General features: G+C 66.3%; 2 protein-coding genes. Both read right to left on the minus strand.

The window, feature by feature from the left end:
- Window positions 1-65: 65 nt before the first annotated feature.
- Window positions 66-1,934, minus strand: coding sequence for a PEP-utilizing enzyme (locus K789_RS0116670; RefSeq protein ID WP_024367750.1), 1,869 nt, complete (start codon window positions 1,932-1,934; stop codon window positions 66-68).
- Between the two features lie 68 nt (window positions 1,935-2,002).
- A partial coding sequence (locus tag K789_RS0116675; RefSeq protein WP_237739627.1) for a PEP/pyruvate-binding domain-containing protein occupies window positions 2,003-3,234 on the minus strand: 1,232 nt, incomplete at its 5' end.

Here is a 3,234-nt window from a genome sequence, read left to right on the forward strand (position 1 = left end):
GCCCGCCGGCGGCACCGGTGATCAGGACGGTGCGGGCTGGTTGGCCCGCACCGTCAAACTGCGGATCAGACATGGCTGTGGCTGTGCGCGCCGGGGCCGGCGACGGCCAGTTCGTCCTCAGCGTCGAGGATCTGGACCGTGCCCTTGGTGCCGTCCACGCGCAGCCGCTGCCCGGTCTTGATCGTGGTGGACGCCGAGCCGGTACCCGTCACAGCCGGGAGGCCGTATTCCCGGCAGACGATCGCCGCGTGGCTCATCATGCCGCCGATGTCCGTGACCGTGGCCTTGATCTTGCCGAAGATCGGACCCCAGGATGGTGCCGTGACGGTGGCGACCAGGATCTCGCCCTGCTGCACTTCGGAGAGCTGGTCCGCGTCGGTGACAACGCGTGCCAGGCCCTCGACGACGCCGGGCGAGGCTGCCATGCCGCGCAGCCCGCCGCCTTCCACCGCTTCGCCGGCGCCCAGCCACTGCTGGACCTGCTCGGTGGTGATGCCCCAGAGCATCCGTGTGAAGGGTTCGGTGATGATTTCCGGCGGGGTGTTCAGGGCCGGGGCCGGGCGGGCGGTCTTGAGCGCATCCACGATCCCGCGGCGGCGCTCGATCTCCTCCGGCCAGTAGTCCGGGCCGATCGGTTTGGCGCCGACGCCCCAGCCGGTGACCAGGTCGAAGAGCGCGTCGCGGACCTCGTTGCGGCCCAGGTACAGCAGGTCGTCCGGTTCGGTCCAGAAACCCTCGGCCTGCATCATGCGGCTGAGCTCACGGATCTTGCGCCAGAAGACGCCCATGGTCCAGTGCTCGATGTAGAAGTTGTGGTTCTCCACGTACGGGTAGGCGGTGGCGGCAAGCCCTCGCTTGGCGTCGAAGAGCGCCTGGTTTTCACCTTCCAGCAGGTCGCGGTATTCCTCGATGATGCGGTCGCGTTCGATGATCAGGGCCTCGACCGGCCGCATGATTTCCTGGCCCTCGTCCACGCGGCGGATGTAGTCAGCGATGTAGCCGAGCGGGATTTCCTGGTGTTCGTTCCAGTACTTGTCGTGGCCGTAGAAGCCGTTGCCCACGGTGAAGTTGAACCACGGGTCCTTGGCGGCCTCGTACTGGGCCGTCCAGCGGTCCCCGCCGGGGGCCGCGGCGATGGCCGCCAGGGTGGGCTCGACGTCGTCGGTGTTGCCGAAGAGCGACTGCAGCTTGAGTTCGACGGCCAGTTTGGCCAGCCCCTTCAACTCGTCATCCGGGCGGAAGAGTTCCATGTCCACGCCCTGGACCATCGTGGCGATGGACTGGTCCGGGATGTTGGGGAAGACCTGCTTGCAGAAGTTGAAGAAGTCCAGGTAGGCGATGTAGCCGAGGTTGAGGAACTCGAAGTGGTACTGCCAGTTCTGGTAGGCCAGCTGGATCAGCCGGTCGTAGCTCTCCAGCAGCTTCTCGGAGCCGTCCTTGCCCCTGCCGGAGAGGATGTCCTCCATCGGGACCACGTCCGGGAGCTTGGGGAAGGAGATGGTTTCCATCTCGTCGATGGTCCCCTTGACCTTGACGTGCCACTGCTTGAGGAGCTCGTCCCAGTTCTGGAAGTAGTGGCCAACCCGCTGCTCGAACAGGGGCACCCGCGCGGCGATCTGGTCCTCGGGCACCGGGATGGGCGACATGTAGAGGTAGCCCAGGTGGACCCGGAATTCGATGCCGTTGGCGTTGGGGATCATCAGGTGCCTGGCGTTGTACTGGCCCAGGCACTTGACCGCGAATTCGCCGCCGATGGTCTCGAAGGGCTTGAACACTGTGGGCCAGTGCTGGCTGTCGCAGAACCAGAACTTGGCGTCCTCCTGCTCCTTGAGCTTGTCCTGGAACACCAGGTAGTACGGGTAGATCTTTTCCCAGCCCTCGGCGCCGGCGGGGACCGCAAGTTCGGAGGGTTTGGGGAAGGACTTCAGGGACATGGCGGTCCTTTCAATTCGGGCTCGGCGTTGAGCCTGGGTGACGGAGCGGACTAGCGGGTCAAAACTTGTTAGACGGACGGCTTCAGCAGGGACGCGGTGATGCTGCCGAGGCTGAAGCCGGTGGCGGACGGCGGCGTGGTGCCGGCCGGCGTCGTGGTGGGAGCAGGTGCGGCCGTTGCGGCTGCGGGGCTGAGTCCGCTGAAGTAGCCCCCGGCGGTGGCAACCGACGGGACTGTTTGCGTGACCACGGCCGGTTTGGAGGAGTGCACGGTTTCCGGCCGGGACTGCAGCAGGAGCAGGTTTTCGCCGTCGGGCAGGTCGGTGTCGAGGGCCCACTCGATGTCCTGCGGGCACTTGTAGTGCTTCTCCGCGCGCTTGGCCATCTGCGCGACGGCGGTGAGTTCCGCGTCGCTGAGGCTGCGGCGGCCGCGGCGTTCGGCGTCGACCTCCCGCTCCACCAGGCGGCCGGCCGCGGCGTCCGGGACGAGCTCTGCGTGCTTGTCGCCGAGGTGTTCGGAGATGACGGTCAGGGTGACCTTGTCCAGCATGATGTTGTCCGGGGTGACCTGGCCGGAGACCACCATCTCGCCGACCCCGTAGGAGGAGTCGATGGTGATCTTGGAGCGGTCGCCGTTGGTGGGGTCCATGGTGATCGCGACGCCGGAGACGCGGGCGTTGACCATCTTCTGCACCACGACGGCCATCGAGAGGCCCTCGTTGGGGATGTTGTTTTTTAGCCGGTAAATGATGGCGCGGGAGGTGAACAGCGAGGCCCAGCACTGCCGGATGTGCTCAGTGACGGCCTTGACGCCGTCGAGCCAGAGGTAGGTGTCCTGCTGTCCGGCGAAGGAGGCGTCCGGGAGGTCCTCGGCGGTGGCGCTGGAGCGCACGGCCACCGGGACGGGTGCCTCGAAGCGGGACATCAGGGCCTCGTAGGCGCCGACGGTGAGCTCGCGCATCGCTTGCGGCACCGGGCGGGAGCAGATGTCCTCGCGGATGGCGGCGGAGACCTTGTCCACCTGGCCCATGTCCTCGGGGTCAAGATCGGCCAGGAGCTGGTGAATGTGCCGGGTGATGCCGGCTTCCTCCATAAAGGCGTCGAACTGGGCGGTGGTGACCACGAAGCCGGGCGGGACGGGCATGCCGGCGGAGGTCATGGTGACCAGGGAGGCGCCCTTGCCGCCGAGGTTTTCCAGCTTCGGTTCGATGCCGCCGTCGAAGAACTGGATGTATTCGTTGCTTTGCATATTTCTCAGGCCTTCCAGCTGACGGGGACGGTCTCGGGGACGCGGAAGGACAG

It is taken from the genome of Arthrobacter sp. TB 26, from assembly GCF_000427315.1.
Lineage (GTDB): Bacteria > Actinomycetota > Actinomycetes > Actinomycetales > Micrococcaceae > Arthrobacter.

Coding starts and splice junctions, on each gene's coding strand:
- K789_RS0116670 (WP_024367750.1), bottom strand. CDS start 1,934: ATGTCCCTGAAGTCCTTCCCCAAACCCTCCGAACTTGCGGTCCCCGCC.